This is a genomic window from Fusobacteriaceae bacterium (assembly GCA_031272775.1).
Lineage (GTDB): Bacteria > Fusobacteriota > Fusobacteriia > Fusobacteriales > Fusobacteriaceae > JAISST01.
The window spans coordinates 65,055-83,523 of sequence record JAISTB010000039.1 but is presented as its reverse complement, the minus strand read 5'-3'; the positions used below and the strand labels follow the sequence as shown (position 1 = coordinate 83,523).

The 18,469-nt window shown below is 52.4% G+C and carries 15 protein-coding genes and 1 tRNA gene; 5 read left to right on the top strand and 11 right to left on the bottom strand.

The window, feature by feature from the left end; all coding sequences use genetic code 11:
• Positions 1–143: 143 nt before the first annotated feature.
• The 6 genes from LBQ97_09725 to mglB form a co-directional block, all read right to left on the bottom strand.
• Entirely contained in the window at positions 144–1,316 is a 1,173-nt protein-coding gene (locus LBQ97_09725; GenBank protein ID MDR1832983.1) for an amidohydrolase, read from the bottom strand.
• 106 nt (positions 1,317–1,422) lie between these two features.
• Positions 1,423–2,442 carry a radical SAM protein gene (locus LBQ97_09720; protein MDR1832982.1) on the bottom strand — a complete coding sequence of 340 codons (1,020 nt, stop codon included), beginning with the start codon at positions 2,440–2,442 and terminating at the stop codon, positions 1,423–1,425.
• Positions 2,411–2,932, bottom strand: a complete 522-nt coding sequence (locus tag LBQ97_09715) for a hypothetical protein (protein MDR1832981.1) — start codon at positions 2,930–2,932, stop codon at positions 2,411–2,413. Before LBQ97_09715 ends, LBQ97_09720 begins: the two co-directional genes overlap by 32 nt.
• A 5-nt stretch (positions 2,933–2,937) precedes the next feature.
• The gene (gene mglC / locus LBQ97_09710; GenBank protein ID MDR1832980.1) at positions 2,938–3,939 is read right to left on the bottom strand and encodes a galactose/methyl galactoside ABC transporter permease MglC; all 1,002 of its coding nucleotides are present in this window, start codon (positions 3,937–3,939) and stop codon (positions 2,938–2,940) included.
• A 21-nt stretch (positions 3,940–3,960) separates the two neighbouring features.
• Positions 3,961–5,466, bottom strand: coding sequence for a galactose/methyl galactoside ABC transporter ATP-binding protein MglA (gene mglA / locus LBQ97_09705; GenBank protein MDR1832979.1), 1,506 nt, complete (start codon positions 5,464–5,466; stop codon positions 3,961–3,963).
• A gap of 124 nt (positions 5,467–5,590) precedes the next feature.
• A complete protein-coding gene (gene mglB, locus LBQ97_09700; GenBank protein MDR1832978.1) occupies positions 5,591–6,595 on the bottom strand; it encodes a galactose/glucose ABC transporter substrate-binding protein MglB in 1,005 nt (334 codons plus the stop codon).
• 244 nt (positions 6,596–6,839) lie between these two features.
• On the opposite strand from mglB, the gene LBQ97_09695 reads away from it, so the two are divergent.
• On the top strand, positions 6,840–8,546 hold the full coding sequence (locus LBQ97_09695; protein MDR1832977.1) for a proline--tRNA ligase: 1,707 nt from the start codon (positions 6,840–6,842) through the stop codon (positions 8,544–8,546).
• A gap of 18 nt (positions 8,547–8,564) precedes the next feature.
• A complete protein-coding gene (trpS, locus tag LBQ97_09690; GenBank protein ID MDR1832976.1) occupies positions 8,565–9,557 on the top strand; it encodes a tryptophan--tRNA ligase in 993 nt (330 codons plus the stop codon).
• Positions 9,558–9,950: 393 nt separating this feature from the next.
• On the opposite strand, the gene LBQ97_09685 is transcribed toward trpS, so the two are convergent.
• Together LBQ97_09685 and LBQ97_09680 are read right to left on the bottom strand one after the other, a co-directional pair.
• A complete protein-coding gene (locus LBQ97_09685) occupies positions 9,951–10,238 on the bottom strand; it encodes a pyridoxal-phosphate dependent enzyme (GenBank protein ID MDR1832975.1) in 288 nt (95 codons plus the stop codon).
• On the bottom strand, positions 10,223–10,396 hold the full coding sequence (locus LBQ97_09680; GenBank protein ID MDR1832974.1) for a hypothetical protein: 174 nt from the start codon (positions 10,394–10,396) through the stop codon (positions 10,223–10,225). Before LBQ97_09680 ends, LBQ97_09685 begins: the two co-directional genes overlap by 16 nt.
• 154 nt (positions 10,397–10,550) lie before the next feature.
• Between LBQ97_09680 and LBQ97_09675 the strand changes: the two genes are divergently transcribed.
• From LBQ97_09675 to LBQ97_09665, 3 genes are all read left to right on the top strand, one after another.
• A complete protein-coding gene (locus LBQ97_09675) occupies positions 10,551–11,723 on the top strand; it encodes an amidohydrolase (protein MDR1832973.1) in 1,173 nt (390 codons plus the stop codon).
• 10 nt (positions 11,724–11,733) lie between these two features.
• The gene (gene dnaE, locus LBQ97_09670; protein ID MDR1832972.1) at positions 11,734–15,147 is read left to right on the top strand and encodes a DNA polymerase III subunit alpha; all 3,414 of its coding nucleotides are present in this window, start codon (positions 11,734–11,736) and stop codon (positions 15,145–15,147) included.
• A 53-nt stretch (positions 15,148–15,200) separates the two neighbouring features.
• A tRNA-Gln gene (locus LBQ97_09665) sits at positions 15,201–15,275 on the top strand.
• A gap of 84 nt (positions 15,276–15,359) precedes the next feature.
• On the opposite strand, the gene LBQ97_09660 is transcribed toward LBQ97_09665, so the two are convergent.
• From LBQ97_09660 to LBQ97_09650, 3 genes are all read right to left on the bottom strand, one after another.
• Positions 15,360–17,243 carry an alpha/beta hydrolase gene (locus tag LBQ97_09660; GenBank protein ID MDR1832971.1) on the bottom strand — a complete coding sequence of 628 codons (1,884 nt, stop codon included), beginning with the start codon at positions 17,241–17,243 and terminating at the stop codon, positions 15,360–15,362.
• 358 nt (positions 17,244–17,601) lie between these two features.
• The gene (locus tag LBQ97_09655; protein MDR1832970.1) at positions 17,602–18,051 is read right to left on the bottom strand and encodes a hypothetical protein; all 450 of its coding nucleotides are present in this window, start codon (positions 18,049–18,051) and stop codon (positions 17,602–17,604) included.
• A 14-nt stretch (positions 18,052–18,065) separates the two neighbouring features.
• Positions 18,066–18,425: a DUF2015 domain-containing protein gene (locus LBQ97_09650; GenBank protein MDR1832969.1), complete on the bottom strand. Its 360-nt coding sequence runs from the start codon at positions 18,423–18,425 to the stop codon at positions 18,066–18,068.
• Positions 18,426–18,469: the final 44 nt, after the last annotated feature.

The following is an 18,469-nucleotide window of genomic DNA, read 5'->3' as shown; positions in this document are numbered from 1 at the left end:
TTAAAATTTGCTATCACCTAGTATTATAGCAAAAATTTCGCGTTTGCACAAATTTTTATGAGAAAAACATGAGCGCAGGGGTTTTTCACCTTTTGCGCTCATCTCTCAGTGTGCTGTTGTTCTGTTTTCGCTTCCGGTTTCGCTTATTTTTTGTATTCGGCGAGGAAGTCCAGGGCAAATTGCGCGTAGAAGGCTATGCCATAGACCAGGGCGTCCTCGTCGACGTCAAAGCGACCATGGTGGTGGGGAAAATCCGTTCCCTTGGCCGCGTCGCCCGTTCCCAGTCTCGTCATGACGCCGGGAACCCGGGAGGAAAATTCCGAAAAGTCTTCGCTGCCGGTGGTCAGGGGCGCTTTGACGACATTTTTTTCTCCGGCCGCTTCCGCCGCCGCCTTTTCCGCGATCAGGGCGACCGCTTCGTCGTTGTAGGTGGGCCTGATCAGATAGTTGTATTCAAGCTCCGCCGTGGCCCGGAAGGTTTCGGCCGTGAGCCTCATGATCCGTTCGATGGCGGCCTTTACCGGCTCGGCGTAGTCGCTCCGGAAATAGCGCACAGTCCCTTCAAGGACGGCCGTCGGCGCGATGACGTTCATTCTCGTTCCCGATTTCAGCGAACCCACGGTCACCACCAGAGGATCGAGAGGGGAGAATTCCCGGCTCACGACGGTCTGGAGATTCATGACCATGGCGGCCCCCACGACAACGGCGTCGATGGTTTCCTCGGGATGAGCCCCGTGACCGCCCTTTCCCGTGATCGTGATCTTGAACATATCGGCGGAAGCCATGCGCGGCCCGCCCTGGGCGTTGATGACGCCCGAAGGGAGCTCAGACGACACGTGGATCCCCATAACGCCGTCCACGCCTTCAAGGGCGCCGTCTTTGATCATGGCGAGAGCCCCTAGGCCCACTTCTTCGCCGGGCTGGAAGAAAAACTTCACGGTCCCCTTGATTTCGTCCTTCATATCCTGCAAAACCCTGGCGGCCCCAAGGAGCATGGCCCCGTGGCTGTCATGGCCGCAGGCGTGCATGAGGCCCGGTACCGTCGAGGCGTATTCCTTTTCGTTTTCCTCAACGACCGCCAGGGCGTCGATATCCCCCCTGAGGGCTACCGTAAGACCCGGCTGCTTGCCCCGGATCGTGGCAAGAACGCCTGTTCCGCCGCAGGGAACGTTTTCCACGCCGATCTTGTCGAGTTCCTCGCGGATCCTTTTCTGCGTGTTGAATTCTTTCATGCTCGCTTCGGGATTTTTGTGGAATTCCCGCCGCATCTGAACCACAAAGTCGTGGTATTTTTTTGCCAGTTCCAGTGTTTTCATATTTTTTCCTCCGGTTCATTTGATGTAGCGCGCTGTGATGTGTCGCTTTCTTGTTATATAGTAAACGATATTATGAAAAAATGCAAGGAAATATTTTCATCCTGCGCTAAAAGTCCGTTATGTAAATTTGCGTTTCCCTGACATAATGAAGCAATTTTCCCCGCACGAAGCCCAGCATGGCCGCGGATTTTTCCGGCGGGTAGGAATAAACCCCGTCGCGGAGCGTAAAGGGATAGCGGGTCAGCGCGCAGTCCGGCCGGTTTTTCCGCAGGCGCTTCAGGTATTCGCCGGAGATCCGGAAGGTTCCGACGCTCACATCAAGGAGTTCGTCGCCTTTGACCACGGAAAAAATTTCTTCGATCAATTCCCCGTACAACTTTTCAAAATCGGGAACGGCCAGCAGGGGATCGAGACAAATCCGGACCGTATACCCCAAATCGACGGCTTCCCGCAGGGCCGCAAGCCTTTGCTTCAGGGAAGAGCTCCCCCGCTCATATAAGCCGCACACGCGCTCCGGGGAAAGCGTCCAGGCGAGAACAAAGTTCGGATTTACATCTTTGCGCCTTAAAAATCCTATATTAGAACATTTTGTTCTTAATTCGATCATTAAATTTGACTTTGTCTCCGCGAACTCGTACCAGCGCTCGGCGAGGCCTGTCAAGCGGTCCAGAGCCAGCAGGTCCGTATCGTAGGAAACGCAGAGATACATGGGCGCCCGGGACAAAAAGGTCGAAATTTCCCGGAACGTATGCTCAATGTTGACAAAAACCACGAGATTGGCCGAGTCATAGACCCCCTGCAGGTAGCAGTAGGCGCAGTCATAAAGGCAGTTGAGGATCTGGGAGCTGTAAAAGAAATTGGCGCGCCCGAAATTTTCGCAGACCTTGGCGCCGGGAAAGAAAAACCCCTCCCGCTTGACCGCGAGGATCAGCTGGGGCGCGTTTTTTTGCAGGCGAAAATCCTGTCCTTTCCGGGAAAAGAGTTCCCCATACCGGCCTACGGGAATGACGGCGGCCTTTGGCAGGTTGCGGAGGATTTGCGCCGTCAGCGGAAAAGATTCCGCCCCTTCTTCCACATAGACGCGGGAAAAGGCGTCAATCCACAAGTTTTTTCCGGATTTCCTCAAGGACTTCCTTCCCCCTTTGTTTCGCGCCTCCGCCCTCCGCCACATAGGGGGAAAGGAGCGCCGTCAGATCTTTTCCGGCGTATTTGCCGTAAATCAAGAGTTCCCTCAACATCCGTCCCATGGAGGCGGTCAAGTGGAAACCCGCCGCGATCTGTCGCTCCGCTTCGGCCTCCCCGGCGGTAAAAGTCTGGGCTTCGGGATTTTCCTCTTCCTCCCGGTCCGCGATCCCGTCCAGCCACGCAAAAATCTCCGCCCGCCCGTGGTCTTTCCCGACCCCGAAGAAGTATATCCTGTGGGGCGCAAAGCGGGAAAAGGTCTCCAGCGCCAGCTCGTAGAGAGCGTCGCTGCGGATTTCCCCCTCTTGAAATTCATGTCTTTGAAGGACGTCCGGATAAAGGGCCTTCCGGCCCTCTCCGTCGCTTATTTTCGTATAGAGCGTGGTTTCCCCCGCCGTATCCGTAAAATGCACATAAAATTTCCGATACAGCATGGCGTTTATTTCTTCCGGCGGAGCTTCATGGAGTCGAAGACGACGGCCGCCACGATGATGAAGCCTTTGATGATGTACTGGTAATAGGGCCTTACGCCCACATAGGTGAGGCCGTAATTGATGACGGTCAACGCCAGCACTCCGGTGATGACGCCCGATATCTTGCCCGTGCCGCCGTAGAAGGACACGCCGCCGATGACGCAGGCCGCGATGGCGTCCATCTCATACATGTTGCCGAGATTGTTGGTGGCGGAGCCGATCCGGCCCGCTTCGAGAAAGCCGCCGACGGCGTAGTAAATGCCCGAAAGGGCGTAGACTTTGAGGAAGGTCAGAAGCACGTTGACGCCAGACACCCGGGCCGCTTCCTTGTTGCCGCCCACGGCAAAGAGATCCTTTCCGAATTTTGTCTTGTTCCACAGCACCCACATGATGAACGTGGCGATGGCCGCGTAGAGGATCAGGTAAGGCAGCGACACGCTCCCCAAATGAAAGCTCTCCTGGGCGAACTTCGTGTATTTTTCGCTGAAGCTCGCGATGGGGGCGGATCCCACATAGTCATAGTACAGGGAATTTGCCCCGTAAACCGCCGTCATCATCCCCATGGTCACAATAAAGGGATGGATGTCAAAATATGAGACGACGAAGCCATTGATCATACCGATCACAAGCCCCACGGCAATCACGACCAGAAGCGCCACGGGAAGGGCCACTTCACCGATTTTCAACAATTTGTTGGGGGCGTTCATGTCTTGCAGCAGCGTCGCCGAAATGACGGCCGCGAAGCCCACCTGGCGGCCCGCCGAGAGGTCCGTTCCCTGGGTCACGATGAGACCCGCGACGCCCAGGGCGATGATGGCCCGGACGCAGGACTGGGTCAGGATGTTCTTGAAATTGCGTATGCTCAAAAACGTGGGCTCCCGCACGATGATCATCACGAGAATCAAGATGAGCACCGTATACAAGCCGTTTTCGATCAAGAGTTTTTTCAGATTCATTTCTTTCTTCATGTCGTACTCCCCTCTTCGTATTTATAGATACTTGGCCGAAAGCGCCATGATTTCTTCCTGGCTTGTTTCCGTGGCGTTGACGATGCCCGCCACCCGGCCGTTGCTCATCACGAGAATTCTGTCGGTCACGCCCAAGAGCTCCGGCATTTCCGAAGAGATCATGATGATGCCCTTGCCCCGCCGAGCCAGGTCCAGAATCAGCTGGTAGATTTCGTATTTGGCGAGGACGTCGATCCCCCGGGTCGGCTCATCCAGCAAAAGCACGTCGGGGTTCGTCAGAAGCCAGCGGCCGAGGATCACTTTCTGCTGATTCCCTCCGGAAAGGGAGCCGATACTCGTATTCTGGGAGGGGGTCTTGACCCGCATGCTGTCGATGACCCACTTGGTATCTTCCTTCATTTTCCCTTCTTCCAGAAGGACTTTCGTCTTTCCGATATACTGCCGGACATTGGCGATGATGCTGTTGAATTTTACGCTCAGCATACTGTAGATTCCCGTGGCCCTGCGTTCTTCGGTCACGAGGGAAAAACCGTTTTTGATGGCCTCAAGGGGGGTCTTGTTCCGGACGGCTCTGCCGTGAATCCGGATCGTCCCCTTGGAGCGCTGGCGAATGCCGAAGATGGTCTCGACGATATCGGTGCGCTTGGCCCCCACAAGGCCTGCAATGCCTAATACTTCGCCTTTTTTGAGCTCAAAGGACACGTCGTTGATCGAAGGCTGCGTCGCCGCCGTGAGGTTTTCGACTTCCAAAAGCGTTTCGGAGATCTCTTTTTCCACCCGGGGCGGGAAGCGGTCCGTCAGGTCCCTGCCCACCATCATGGAAATGATCTTGTCCGTCGTCACGTCCTCGATTTTTTCGGTCCCGATGTATTTGCCGTCCCGGAGCACGGTCACTTCCTGGGCGATGGCCCGGATTTCTTCGATTTTATGGGAAATATAGATGATGCCGCAACCGTTTTCCCGAAGTTTGTTGATGATTTTGAACAGATGGGAGACCTCCCGCTCCGTCAGCGAAGAAGTGGGCTCGTCCATTACGATGATTTTCGAATTGTAGGAGACGGCCTTGGCGATTTCCACCATCTGCCGGTCGGCCACCTGCAGGTCCGCCACTTTTTTCCTGGGGTCGATATTGATTTCGAGGTCCTTGAAAATTTTGACCGTATCCTCATACATTTTCTTTTCGTCCACAAAAAGGCTCTTCATCGGAAAACGGCCGAGCCAGATGTTGTCGAGGATGTTGCGCTGCAAAACCTGGTTCAATTCCTGATGCACCATGGATACTCCATTATCGAGGGCTTCCTTGGACGAGCGGAAATTGACTTCCTTCCCGGCGAGGAAAATTTGCCCAGCGTCTTTTTTGTAAATGCCGAAGAGGCATTTCATCAGCGTGGACTTTCCGGCGCCGTTTTCCCCCATCAGCGCGTGCACGGTCCCGGCCCGGACTTGCAGGCTGACGTTGTCCAGAGCCTTTACGCCCGGAAATTCCTTGGATATGCCGCTCATTTCCAGCAAAAATGCTTCACTCATACGCTACCCCTTTTTTCGTTTTTCCATAACTTTGCGAAAAAGGGAGATGATTCATCTCCCTTCTCGCTATTCATTTTACTGTACTCTCATCTCTTTCGCTCATCGAGAAGACACGCGCCGTTTTTTATTTGTACTCTTTCACGTTGTCTTTGTCGATCCCTACGCTGGGAACGAGCACTTCTTTGCCTTCGAGCTTGATGTCCGTTCCTTCGGTGGGTTTCTTGCCTTCGGCCAGGTTCGCCGCCAGTTTCCAGGTCGCGAAGCCCTGTCCCTTGGCGTCGTTCAGGACTGTTCCGACCATTTCGCCGGTCTCAATCTTGACGAGAGCTTCGGGCAGCGCGTCTACGCCGAATATGGGCAGTTTCTTGCCGAGAGCTTTGGCCGATTCGATCGCGCCGAATGCCATGGCGTCATTATTGCAGATGATGACTTCAATCTTGTCGCCGTTGGGGCCCGAGAGCCACGCGTCGGTCTTGTCTTTGGCCTGGGCCGTATCCCACATGGCCGTATCCTGATGGAGCTCCACCACGTCTACGCCGCCTTTCTTGATGGTCTCGGGAGCGTATTTTGTTCTCGCTTCGGCGTCGGGATGGCCCGGCTCGCCTTTGAGGAGCACATACTGGATTTTGCCGTCTTTGTTCAAGTCGGCTTCGGGATGGGCTTTCCAGTATTTCAGGATCAATTCGCCCTGGGCGATGCCCTGGGCGTTGGGATCGGTGCCCACATAGTACACTTTGTCATAGGAAGCCATGGCTTCATCGCTGGGCTTCCGGTTGTAGAACACAACGGGAATTTTTTCCTTGCTGATCTTGTCCAAAACAGTCTTGGCGGCCCCGTTGTCCACGAGGTTGATGGCCAGAGCGTTTACGCCTTTGGAGAGCATAACGTCGATCTGATCGTTCTGTGTCTGCTGGCTGTTCTGGGAATCGTTGGCCTGCAGCTCAAACTTGTCTTTTTCCTTGGCGGCCTCGCCTTCAACAACTTTGCGGACAAGTGCAATGAAATTGTCGTCGTACTTGTATGCCGTAAACCCGATCTTGTACTTCGGGGCGGCCTGCACGGTTGTACTGCCCACGGTTGCCAAACCCAAAACCACCAATGCGCCTAAAAACAAACTCAGTCTTTTCATTTTTCATTCCTCCTGAATTTTGTCCCGAAATAGGACATTATATGGTAATATCTGTCGCTTATGTACGATTATTCATTGCTAATACACAATATACCATACTCGCCGGATAAAGTCAATAAAATGATTTTTATTTTTTGACGCGTCTTTCACGACAAAGCTGTTGCTTTTTTTCCGGGTTTTATGATAGAATATAGTGTAATTTTGCGAACACGAAAGCGGAAGGCTTTTATCGATTGGAGGAAATATGCGATTCAGCAAAGGATATGTCAAAACATTGAAAGAAACGCCCAAGGAAGCCGAGGTCATCAGCCACAAGCTTTTGCTGAGGGCGGGGATGATCAAAAAACTCGCCAGCGGCGTCTACTCTTTTCTGCCGCTGGGCCTGAGGACCCTGAAAAAAATAGAGACCATCGTCCGGGAGGAAATGAACCGGGCGGGGGCCATTGAACTGTTTCTGCCGGTGCTGCAACCGGCGGAACTCTGGCAGGAAAGCGGCCGCTGGACGGCCATGGGCCCCGAAATGTTCCGGCTCAAGGACAGAAACGAGCGGGATTTTTCCCTGGGTCCCACCCATGAGGAAGTCATCGTTGATATTGTCAGAAACGACATCTCGTCCTACAAATCGCTGCCGCTCCATCTCTATCAGATCCAGACGAAATTCCGTGACGAACGCCGGCCCCGTTTCGGTCTCATGCGCGGACGGGAATTTCTCATGAAAGACAGCTATTCCTTCCACCGGGACTTGCAGTCCCTCGAGGAGGAGTTTCAGAAAATGTACAACACGTATTCGCGGATCTTTGAGCGCTGCGGCCTGAAATTCCGCGCCGTGGAAGCGGATTCCGGGGCCATCGGCGGGACGGGATCCAAAGAATTTCACGTGCTGGCCGAATCGGGCGAAGACGAGATTCTCTACTGCGACGCCTGCGACTACGCCTCCAACGTGGAGGCGGCCGTAAGCGCTTTTGAAAACCCGACGGAGGCGCTTCTTGCCCCGGAGCTGGTATCTACGCCCGGCAAGACGACGATCGAAGATCTTGCCGTATTTTTAGGAATCCCCGAATCCCAGACCCTGAAGTCCATGCTGTACCGCGACATGGTCACCGACGAGATCTGGATGGTTCTGATCCGCGGGGACTTCGCCGTCAATGAGATCAAGCTCAAAAACGCGCTGGGTACGCTGGGCGTGGCCCTTTTGACCGATACGGAAATCGCTGACGCGGGACTCGCCAAGGGCTATATCGGCCCCTATGACCTTGCGGCCGCAAACATCAAAATTCTTGCCGACAAGAGCGTCATAAACCTTGTCAACGCCGTGGCGGGCGGCAACCGCGTCGATTATCATTACAAAAATGTCAATTACGGAAGGGATTACAGCGCCCTGCGCATTGACGATATCCGCCTGGTGAAAACGGGAGACTCCTGTCCCCGTTGCGGCGCGCCCCTGATGAGCGCCCGGGGCATTGAGACCGGTCATATCTTCAAACTCAAGGACAAATACACGAAGCCCATGAACGCAACCTTTCTCGACGAAAAAGGCGAAGCGCAGACCATCATTATGGGGACCTACGGCATCGGGGTCTCCCGGACCATGGCCGCCGCCATCGAGCAGCACAACGACGCCGACGGGATTATCTGGCCCAGCGTCATCGCCCCCTATGTGGTTGACGTGATCCCCGCCAATGTCTCGGATCCCGTGCAGGCGGCTCTGGCCGAAGAACTCTACGGCGCCCTCAACGACGCCGGCGTCGATACGGCCATGGACGACCGGGAGGAACGACCGGGCTTCAAATTCAAGGACGCGGATCTGATCGGTTTTCCCTTCAAAGTCATCGCGGGAAAGAAAGCCGCCCAGGGCGTCGTGGAGCTCAAAATCAGAAAAACCGGCGAAACGCTGGAGCTCGACAAAAAAGACGTCGTGGCGAAGATACAGGAACTGCGAAAAATCTATTAAACAAGAGAGGTCAAGGGCATGAAAAGAAGTCTATCGGGAATACAATCAAGCGGCATTTTGCATATCGGCAATTATTTCGGCGCCATCAAACAGTTTGTGGACCACCAGAACAGCGGCGAATATGAGTGTTTTTACTTCGTGGCGGACTACCATTCGCTGACCTCGCTCCCGGCCCCGGCCGAAGTCAGGGAAAACACCATAAACATCATCCTCGACTGGCTGGCCTGCGGGCTTGATCCCGAAAAATCCACGATCTACATCCAGTCGGACATTCCGGAGCATACGGAATTGACCTGGATTCTGTCCTGCCTTACGCCCATGGGGCTTTTGGAGCGCTCCCATTCCTACAAAGACAAAATCGCGAAAAATATCCTGCCCAATGCCGGACTTTTCTGCTATCCGATCCTCATGGCCTGCGACATCCTGATTTACGACAGCGACGTGGTTCCCGTGGGGAAGGACCAGAAGCAGCATATGGAAATGACCCGCGATATCGCGGCCAAATTCAATCAGCAATACAACGTGGACTTTTTCAAGCTCCCCGAAGGGCTGATTCTCGACGACGTGGCCGTCGTTCCCGGTACGGACGGGCAGAAGATGAGCAAGTCCTACGGCAATACCATCAACATGTTCGCTCCGGCTAAAGAACTCAAAAAGCAGATTATGAGCATCGTGACGGATTCGACGCCGCTGGAGGAGCCGAAAAACCCGGAAAACAATATTTCGGCCCTCTATCGCCTCGTGGCTTCGGTCGAAAAACAGAACGCCCTCAAGGACAAATTTCTGGCCGGAAATTTCGGCTACGGCGACGCGAAAAAAGAACTGCTGGCGGCCATGATGGAATATTTCGGACAGGCCAGAGAAAAGCGGGAGGAACTTGTCCGCAACATGGACTATGTGCGGGATGTCCTGCGGGAAGGCGGAAAGAAGGCCAGGGCCATCGCCATGAAAAAAGTGGCCGAAGCCAAGGAAATCGTCGGGCTGACCGGGGATATGTACAAATATTTTTGAGAAAAAAACACTAGTCAATTTTGGTATATTTTGGGCGAAAAGTGAACAAAAAGCCACTATAAGCGCTTTCGGAGAAAAATTAGAGCAACAAAACAAAAAAATATTGACACGGGCTTTCCGCTTCGCTATAATATAGTCTACCAAACCGAAGAGAAAAAATTTTACCCGAAAATACCCCATACAACAGACGAAGCTCTTCGATTTGAAGGGCTTTGTTTGTTATAGAAGAACGAAGAAAGCCGCGAGGTACCGGTTTCGCGCGGAAGGTACCGGGTATCGAAACGGACTGTAAACTGGGGGTGGGAGATTCCGCGAGACTCATGACCCACGGAAGAGCTCTCAAGAATGCCAGCAAGCGCTTCGGCGCTTGTTGGCATGTTTTTGTGGTGATTTTCAGATTTTTCGCTCCGAAAAATGGCCCGCCAAGGCAAGGCAACTCTTGACGCCTGCCAAGAGACAACTTTCGTCAAAATCGTATCTGTTGTTATGCAGACCGGCGGCCACGCTGTTGCCCGCATTGCCACTGCTGTCCTGAACGACGGAAGTGACGCCGATAGCCTTGCAATGAGAAATTAAGACGGCCGCGCCGCGGTCTTTAAAGGAAAGCGTCGGCATATAATAGTCCATTTTGAGGAGTACATTTTCGTCAAAGGGAATGATTGGCGTCATTCCTTCGCCCAGCGTAATTTTCCGCCAGGAATCATCAAGAAGCGGAAGAAAGACCCTGTATCGGGATCAACAGAAAGCTGGCCGGAGATAAAGAGCAGATTTCCCGCGATGACGCCGGGAGAATAATGTCCCTGATTCTTTCTTTTGCTTGGGGGAATAATGAGTTTCATGAAGTCCTCCTTTTGCGGTTTTCCCAATTATACCCGATAGCGCGCTGAAAGTAAAGAAAAATAAGCATTTTCCCCCTCCCCGCAGATTCTTTTTGATTTCTGCCCCGTTTCCCTGTATAATATAAGAAAGCGACAGAGACCGGGAGGGACTGGCATGGAAAAAACGCAGAAAAACAAAGATTTCCGGGAGGAATTGATCCGCTGGCGGCGTCATTTGCACAAGCATCCCGAGAGCGCCTTTGAAGAAAAGGAAACGGCGGCTTATCTGGCCGCGGAGCTTGAAGCTATGGGACTTGAGGTTCATCGCGGCGTCGGAAGGACGGGCCTTGTGGCCAACCTCGCGGGCCGTCCGGGCGGGACCGTCATCGGAATCCGGGCCGACATGGACGCCATCTGCATGACGGAAAAGGGCGACCGGCCCTGGGCGTCAATCAATCCCGAGCGGATGCACGCCTGCGGCCATGACGGACATATGGCGACGCTCCTTGGCGCTGCCCGCTTGCTCTCGCGGCAAAGGAATTTTTCCGGGACCGTCCGTTTTATCTTTCAACCGGCCGAAGAACCCGGCTACGGGGCCAGGGCCATGCTGGAAGAAGGGCTCCTTGAGCGATTCCCGCTCGATGAAATTTACGGATTCCACAATATACCGACGTTTCCCGCGGGGACGATTCAGACCCGTACCGGCGGCATTATGGCCAGCGAAGACGACTTTACGATTAAAATCACCGGAAAGGGATCCCATTCCTCGAGCCCCCATATCGGGGTAGACCCCCTTGTGACGGCGGCCGAGATCATTCTGGCGCTCCAAACCGTGGTTTCGCGCAATGTGCCGCCGACGGAAACCGCCGTTATTTCCTGTACGGAATTGGAAACCGACGGCGTCCGGAACGCGATTCCGAGCCATGTGACCATAAAAGGCGATACCCGGAGCTTCACCCCGCTTGTACAGGCGTTGCTTGAAGAACGGATGCGGACGCTCTGCGACAACATCTGCCGAATGCACGGGGCTTTGTGCGACTTTTCCTATACGCATGAGTTCGCGCCCGCGATCAATTGGGCGGAACCCGTCGCCAACGCCGTGGCCGCCGCCCGCAATATCGTTGGCAGTGAAAATGTCGTCGTCCCCTGCGAGCCCGCCATGGCCTCGGAAGATTTCGGCCTTTTCCTTGAAAAAATTCCGGGCTGTATCGTTTTCCTGGGGACGGGGAGAGATCCCTCCCCCCAAAACAATATCCCGCTCCACAACGCGCTCTACGATTACAACGACGATATGCTGGAGACCGGAGCGAAATTCTTCGCGGAACTCGTACGTTTGCGCCTTTCTTGAAGGAGTCCCCATGATACCTTTTACCCACTTGCATTTACATACGGAATACAGCCTCCTGGACGGCGTCGGCCGCATAGGCGATTATCTCGACAGGGCCCGGGAACTGGGCATGACGGCCCTCGCCATTACCGATCACGGCAATATGTTCGGCGCTATGGAATTTTACAAAAAAGCCAAGGCCAAGGGGATCAAGCCCCTGATCGGTCTTGAGGCCTATGTTTCCGAATTTGCCATGACCGAAAGGGACGGCCGGATTTTTCATTTGATCCTGCTGGCGGAGACGACGGAAGGCTATGAAAACCTGCTGCAAATAAGCTCCCTCGGCTATACGAAGGGCTTTTACAAAAAACCCCGGGTGGACAAGGCGACGCTTACCGCCCACGCCAAGGGCCTGATCGCTCTTTCTTCCTGTATGCAGGGCGAGATTCCCCAGCGGCTCCTCGCCTACGAAAATGAGGACAAAATTCAAGGCGCGCTCCGGGAATACCAATCCATTTTCGGGGCCGACAACTTTTTTCTCGAAGTTCAGGCCAACGGCATCCGGGAGCAGCGGGCCATCAATGAAAAGCTCTTTGCCCTGGCGCAAAAATACCATATCCCCCTTGTGGCTACAAACGATACCCACTACGTCAACTACGGCGATCACGTGCTGCAGGACGTGATTCTTTGCATCCAGACAGGGGCAAAGCTCAGCGACCGTGACCGGATGCGGATGGAAACAGAGGGCCTCTATCTGAAAAGCGGGGAGGAGGTGCTGCGGGAATTGGGCGAACCGTACCGGGAAGCGGTCGAAAACAGCATGCGGATCGCCGAACGCTGCAATATCAACATACAGTTTGACGTGTTCAAATTTCCCGACTACGACGTCCCCGAAGGCATGACCATAGAGGGCTACCTGAAGCAACTGGTCAAAGAAGGACTCAGAAAGCGCTGGCCCGGCGAAAAACTCACCGCCGAAATCAAAGAGCGGGCCCGTTATGAGCTGGAAATCATCGAAAAAATGGGCTATGCGGGATATTTTGTGGTTGTGTGGGATTTTATCGATTATTCCAAAAAGCAGGGGATTCCCATCGGGCCCGGCCGGGGCTCGGCCGCGGGCAGCATCGTCGCCTACGCCCTCGGGATCACCGAAGTGGATCCGATCCGCTACAACCTCATTTTCGAGCGTTTCCTGAATCCCGAGCGGATTTCCATGCCCGACATCGACGTAGATATCTGCCAGGAACGGCGGAAAGAGGTCGTCGAATATGTGACGCGAAAATACGGGGACGATAAGGTCGCCCAGATCATCACATTCGGAACGCTGAAGGCGAGGGCAGTCATCCGGGACGTGGGGCGTGTCCTCGACGTGCCGCTGTACAAGATTGACGCCATGACAAAGCTCATTCCCTTCAACAGCAGTCTGGCCCAGATGAAGGAAAATTCGGAAGAATTCAGGGAGCTCTGCCGAACCGACCGGGAGCTCAGGGAAGTCGTGGAGATTTCCGAGCGTCTCGAAAACAGAGTGCGTCACGCCTCCGTACACGCGGCGGGCATTGTGATTACCAAGGATCCGCTGACGACAACGGTTCCCCTCTACAGCGACAATCAGACGAAAACGTCCTCGACACAGTATCAAGCCAAGGATCTGGAGAGCCTCGGCCTTCTGAAGATGGACTTTCTTGGCCTTCGCAATCTGACGATTCTGCAGCGCTGCGTGGATTCCATCAAAGCGGGCGGAGGACCGGCCGTCGATATCCATGAAATCGCCCTCGATGATCCCAAAGTCTATCAAATGCTTTCCGCCGGCGATACTTCGGGCGTCTTTCAATTGGAATCGGCGGGTGTCCGGCGCATCCTGCAAAGGCTGAAACCCGACCGTTTTGAGGACATCATCGCGATTCTTGCCCTGTACCGGCCCGGCCCTCTGGGTTCGGGCATGGTCGATGACTTTATCAACTGCCGCCACGGAATTTCGGAGATCAAATATCCCGATGAGACCCTTGAGGACATTCTCAAAGAAACCTATGGCGTGATCCTCTATCAGGAGCAGGTCATGAAAATCGCGAGCCGCATGGCGGGTTATTCCCTCGGCGAGGCCGATATTCTGCGGCGGGCCATGGGAAAAAAAGATTTTGAGACCATGAAAAAAAACAAGGACCGCTTTGTGGCCGGGGCCTTGAGCCGGGGATACCCAGAAGAAACCGCCGGGCGGGTCTATGACCTCATCGATAAATTCGGCGGCTACGGTTTCAACAAGTCCCATTCAGCCGCCTACGCCCTGATCGCCTACTGGACGGCCTGGTTCAAGATCAACTACACCAAAGAATATTACGCGGCCATTCTGACCTCAGAAATCAGCAACATCGAAAAAGTGGCCTTTTATATTGCCGACGCCCGGGCCCGTAAAGTCCGGCTCAATCTCCCCGACGTCAATAAAGCCGGCGTGATTTTTACCGCGGACAGCGAAGGCATTGTGTTTTCGCTGACCGCCATCAAAAATGTCGGTTGGAACGTCGTCAAGGGCATCGTCGAAGAGTACGGGCAAAAAGGGCCTTTCAAAAGTTATGAGGATTTCGTCGTCCGGACGCTCAAACACGGGCTCAACAAAAAAAGCCTCGAGGCCTTGATCCTGGCGGGGGCGCTGGATTCGCTTCCTGGAAACCGCAAACAGAAGCATATCGCCATCGAGAAGGTCATGGAGTACGCCAACCGCATGGCCGCCGATCCCATCGGGCAAATGGGGCTTTTCGGGGAAAACAAGGGCGGGCTGGGCGCCTTTGTGCTGCCCGAGTCGCCCGATTTTGACTTGACGGAAAAACTGAGACTGGAGAAAGAATATCTCGGGTTTTATTTCAGTTCCCATCCGCTGGATGTCTATAAGGACCTGATCGAAAGCTACAAACTCGACACGACGCTGTCGATCCGGGAAGAGCAATCCCGCCCGACCAATATCAAAATCTGCGGAATCCTGCGGGATTTGAAAAAAATCGTAACCAAAAAAACAGGCGATCTCATGGCGACATTTTTTCTCGAAGATTATACGGGCATCCTGCAAGGAACCGTCTTTCCCAAGACCTACAAGGAATGCGCCCACATCCTGACAGAGGGAAAAGCCGTCTACATCGACGGCTTTATGCAGACGGACTACTTCAAGGACCAGGAGACGCAGAAACTTGTCGTGAACCGCATCCGTTTCCTTGAGGACATCGTGAGGGAGAAAAATTTTACCTCCTACATCCTGATCACGGAGAACGACAAGGCCAAATTTCAGATGCTGAAGCACTACATGAGGGAAAATCCCGGCGAAACCCGGGTGGTCTTCGCCTACCGCGAAGGTCAGGCCAGACAGCTAAAACCCAGCCAGTACAAGATCCACCCGAGTCCGGATTTTATCCGGAAAGTCAACGGGCTTTTCGGCGAAAAAAGGATCGTGCTGAAATAAGACTTGACAAAAGGCCGAATACTTGATAAAATTTTACAGGATAAGTTGAACAATGGGGCGTCGCCAAGCGGTAAGGCAACGGACTTTGACTCCGTCATGCGTTGGTTCGAATCCAACCGCCCCAGCCAAAATCAAAGATAAGCGGATCTTTTCGCTCCGAGCGCCGGAAATGGGGCTCGGAGTTTTTTTTGTTCCGAGGGTATGGCCGCGCCCTACTGCACTGCTTTTGCGATTACAGGAATTGTTTCATTGATAATGCCGGATTGGATGGTCAAAACCAAGGCCGTCGTAATGGCCGCAAGATAAGGATTTTTCGTCCGGTCATATATTTTTCGATTGATGATTGTTGCCACGAAGATCACAGGGATCAGCGTAATCATATTGTTCCCGGTGGAGGCGTTTCCGCCAATCATCGCGTTCAGGCCGGATCTGGCAAAGGTAATATACTGATAGCTCATGATGATAACAGGCGGTAGAGTATTCAATATTGCCAAAACGATCAGGTTGATCCACTTGGATTTACCGATGACCCCGTTATAGTTAAAGCAATTTGTGCTTATGGAGATACAAAGGTAGAAGACAACATAGAACGGTAAATATTTAAGCATCTGGGGAATTTTTTCCGCTCCGAAAGCGCAGGCAATCCATTTGAACCAAATGAATTCGGTTTTAAAAATATATTGGGCGGCGAAAACGATTAAATATGTGCCGATCGCAACGATAATTGCGACCAAGATTGATTTCACGATGTTTCCCCACGAAGTTACCAAGCCGCAGGCTTTCAGATCGAAACCATTCTTTTTTCCATAGCACTGGTAGCATATAAAGCAGAGAAGAAGCCCAAAGGCGCCTACGGTAGCTCCCCAAAGACCATAATAAAAGCCGTTTGACGAAAGAAAGAAACTGTTTCTGTATGTATTGAACCCTAATTTTGTATAATATACCAGGCTGAATGTCGCAAACAGGATCGTTGCAAGCTGAGAGCCCCAAAACCAGATTTTCCCTGTAGTATCCGGCGTGCTCCCCATCGTAGCCGGTCCGCCTTGATCCAGGGAGGCAAAGGGTTTTGAACGTGCCAGTTGCCAAACCGAGGATACTACGAACATACAAAGTCCAATCAGGCCCAAGAGTCCAAAACGTGAATTCGTCGGCCAGATCTGGTCTGAGGCGTCTTTATTTAGGGTGGTCGGCATAACTCTTTCAAAAAATTTGAGTGTATTTCCAACAACCTGTTTCGAATGAATACCTTGAATGTGGACAAGTTTTACAACGTTGATTATCCGCGATCCTTCGCCATCTGAATACGTTTTCGTATAAACTGTTTCAGCTTTTCTTTTTTCAGTCTGTGCGGTTGGATCTTCACCAAACGACAGAAAAGATTGGGCGCTGTTGTTGATAACATAGTCTACTGGCGATGTTTGCGGTCTGACATAACGATTGGCGTCGTTTGAGTATGTTGTAGCGGCAACATTTTTTTCCGTAAAGAAAAACTCGTCGAATGTATCCGCGTTGATCCCGACATCGCGGCTTCCATAGATGTCGATGTATGCGCCTTCTTTGTTTTTGTACACGGCGTCGCTATTTACGAGGTACGCAGCTTTTATCACGTGCTTTTCGGACTTGTTGTCGATCTGAATAGATTCGTTGGAAGCGGCTCCGCCGCGAGAAAATCCGACGAGTGCGATATTCTCCTTATCAACAAATGGAATCGTAAGAGCGTACTGAACCGCGTCATACATTCCGCGTCCTCCATCCAGCCACTGAGATTGAGGTAAACTCTCCGATTCACCATGGCTGTAGAGATCAATAGCCATGACGACGTACCCCCGCCGGACATATTCAATCTTGAAGGAACTCATCATTTCTTTGATGTTATTCCCGCCATGAGCCACGATAATTGTCGGGGCCGGCGTCTTGGCGGTCGCTGTCTTTGGAATCAGCATATCGATGCTCAATATATGGCCGGTACGGGAAACAATTCGCGCTTTTTCACGTTTTGCATTCCCAAAGTCTGTGTGAATGAGATTTGTTGCGATCATGCTGATCAGGCAGAAAATCAAAGAAAGAACTACGAAATAATACGGTTTTTTGTTCATTACGCCTCCTGTAAATGTGTTGCGGAACAAGCGTCAAATCTGCTTGAAATAGTTTTTATGCTACTTCACTATATCAAAAACACATGGGCTATCGGTGTCAAATAATGGAAATATTTGACATTTATGTATACAATTACATCAAAACGTATGACCACGATACAAAAAAATCCAATATCGGACAAATTTCCTCTTGAATTTTCCCTGATATGAGCCAGTACAATCTTGTCGTCTGATGTGAATAATAAAAAAACCTCCCGAACACGCATGTCCGGAAGGTTTTTGCAAATAATCAAACGTCTGCCCCCCCAAAAGAATCAAAGAAGCTGGAGCGATATCTTTTAAACCATCGGTATAGCACTTAGTCCTTTTCGTCGCCGTCGCTTACATCTACGGGCAGCGAATAGACTATCGTTCCTGTCTCCGGCCCCGTTGCGGTAATCGCGATAATTTTACCGGCCGCCGCATTGACAATGTCAACGTAGTATTTAAGAGAGATAAGACTGTTTTCATCATAATCGCCGCAATAATAGAGCTTTTTCACTCTCGTATCGATCTTGCCTTCTTGCGCCTTTTTCACCGCTGTCTCATGCACAGCAACGTAAAGGCGTTGCATTTCTTTTTCCGTTTTTCCTGCCTTGCCGATTTTTTCAATATAATGCTGGTCTACAGCGCCGGAATCATCGACCTCCATTATTTGGAAAATACCGGAAGAATTGGCTATTTTACGAGCGGCAAGCCATTTACCGGCTTGTTCGTCATCTTCGAAGATCTTATATAAGATACCGTCTTCGTAACATTCATAAGTCATGGGGGTTCTCCTTTTCACCAATCATATTCTTCATCTTCATACATTTGCCTGGCTTCTTCGTAATCGACGCCTTCTTCATCCATGATTTCTTTGATTTCGTCGTAACCGCCGTTGTCGTATCTTTCTTGGGCTTCTTCGAAAGAAATCCCTTCCTCTTCCGCGATTTCCAGAATTTCCTCGTTTTCAACGCACACGCGACATTTGCCGCGATTGTCCTTGACGCTCTTCAAAGATACGGACTTGACGTTTTTGCTGCCCGCGATCCTCGGACATTCCCGGTACAGGTGGTAGACGCTGCCAGTGGGCGTAATGTACACGGTTGGATTGGGGGCGGATGCGGTCATTCCGCTTATCGACAGAATGAAGAACATCATTCCGGGTAATTTTGCGATATTTGTCCCTTTCATTGCATACTTCC

Bases quoted from the DNA above. Each gene is read 5' to 3' on its own strand.
- LBQ97_09725 (MDR1832983.1), bottom strand. From the start codon at position 1,316: ATGAAAACACTGGAACTGGCAAAAAAATACCACGACTTTGTGGTTCAG.
- LBQ97_09715 (MDR1832981.1), bottom strand. From the start codon at position 2,932: ATGCTGTATCGGAAATTTTATGTGCATTTTACGGATACGGCGGGGGAA.
- mglC (MDR1832980.1), bottom strand. From the start codon at position 3,939: ATGAAGAAAGAAATGAATCTGAAAAAACTCTTGATCGAAAACGGCTTG.
- mglA (MDR1832979.1), bottom strand. From the start codon at position 5,466: ATGAGTGAAGCATTTTTGCTGGAAATGAGCGGCATATCCAAGGAATTT.
- mglB (MDR1832978.1), bottom strand. From the start codon at position 6,595: ATGAAAAGACTGAGTTTGTTTTTAGGCGCATTGGTGGTTTTGGGTTTG.
- LBQ97_09695 (MDR1832977.1), top strand. From the start codon at position 6,840: ATGCGATTCAGCAAAGGATATGTCAAAACATTGAAAGAAACGCCCAAG.
- trpS (MDR1832976.1), top strand. From the start codon at position 8,565: ATGAAAAGAAGTCTATCGGGAATACAATCAAGCGGCATTTTGCATATC.
- LBQ97_09680 (MDR1832974.1), bottom strand. From the start codon at position 10,396: ATGAAACTCATTATTCCCCCAAGCAAAAGAAAGAATCAGGGACATTAT.
- LBQ97_09675 (MDR1832973.1), top strand. From the start codon at position 10,551: ATGGAAAAAACGCAGAAAAACAAAGATTTCCGGGAGGAATTGATCCGC.
- dnaE (MDR1832972.1), top strand. From the start codon at position 11,734: ATGATACCTTTTACCCACTTGCATTTACATACGGAATACAGCCTCCTG.
- LBQ97_09660 (MDR1832971.1), bottom strand. From the start codon at position 17,243: ATGAACAAAAAACCGTATTATTTCGTAGTTCTTTCTTTGATTTTCTGC.
- LBQ97_09655 (MDR1832970.1), bottom strand. From the start codon at position 18,051: ATGACTTATGAATGTTACGAAGACGGTATCTTATATAAGATCTTCGAA.
- LBQ97_09650 (MDR1832969.1), bottom strand. From the start codon at position 18,425: ATGATGTTCTTCATTCTGTCGATAAGCGGAATGACCGCATCCGCCCCC.